We start from the raw sequence: 1,121 nt of genomic DNA, 5'->3' as shown, positions 1-1,121 counted from the left end.
AGGCATTTCTTCTGACATTGGACAAAAAAGCCGAAGTAGGAAAGCCTCTATATCTAGAGTTGGAATTGCAAGGATGTGCTGAAGCAGGTATTTGCTATCCGCCCATGACGCTCAAATTTTTGCTTGCAGGCCCCGGTGTAAAGGCTAGACCGATACCAGAGGTATTGGAGGGGGTAAGTAATTCGCCTAAAAAAGAATTTGGCTTGATGGATGTATGGCGTGAGCGAGATGATGTCAATGCCATTACGCGTTTTTTAGATAGCACCCCAACTGGCTATTTATTTTTGGCTTTCTTCATCCTGGGGCTGGCTTTGGCGTTCACTCCCTGTGTGCTTCCAATGCTACCCATTCTGTCCAGTGTGGTGTTTGGAACTCAGGGCAAAAAATCGATTAGCAAAAGCCGGGCTAGTCTCTTGGCCGTGGCTTATGTACTTGGTATGGCCTGCGTCTACGCTTTAGCGGGAGTCTTGATGGCCGCTCTAGGCGGTAGCGTCCAAAGAGCTCTGCAGAGCCCTATAGCGCTAATTGGGTTTGCATTGCTACTACTCGCACTGTCGGGGAGCTTATTTGGCCTGTACGAGCTCAGAATGCCCCAATCTTGGCAGGAAAAAGTCGACCAATTAGCAGGACGCCATAAAGGTGGGAGCTTTGTTGGTGCCTTCGCTTTGGGTGGAATTTCGACATTAGTTGCCAGCCCTTGTATTACTGCACCTTTAGCCGGAGTACTTGCTTTCATTGCCCAAACAGGATCAATGAGTTTGGGGGCCGGTTTACTGTTTGTGATGGCTTTGGGTATGGGCTTGCCACTTCTCTTTATTGCTATTGAGGCGCGCATCCTCATTCCATCAACTGGTATTTGGATGGTTTGGTTGCAAAGAACGCTCGGTGTTTTATTGGTGGCAACTGCAGCCTGGATTGCCTCTCCTTTATTACAAAGCAGTAATGAAGCGGGTGGCAAGATGATGGCTAATGGACAACGTCAACATCAGATTGGAAATGCGAGTTTTGCTGTAATTCAATCTAGTGCCCAGTTAGATCAATTCTTGGCCCAAGCAAAAGAGCAGAAGAAATTAGTGCTCCTAGATTTTTATGCAGACTGGTGTGTGTCTTGCAAAGAACTG

Annotated in this window: 1 protein-coding gene; it reads left to right on the top strand. The window is 47.5% G+C overall.

Annotated features, from left to right (window positions below; translation table 11 throughout):
* On the top strand, positions 1–1,121 hold a 1,121-nt coding region (locus tag B7Y67_RS18940), incomplete at both ends, for a cytochrome c biogenesis protein CcdA (RefSeq protein WP_293599954.1).

The organism is Polynucleobacter sp. 35-46-11, assembly GCF_002281105.1.
The sequence above is the reverse complement of the archived record's forward strand: the minus strand, read 5'-3'. Positions and strand labels throughout refer to the sequence as shown.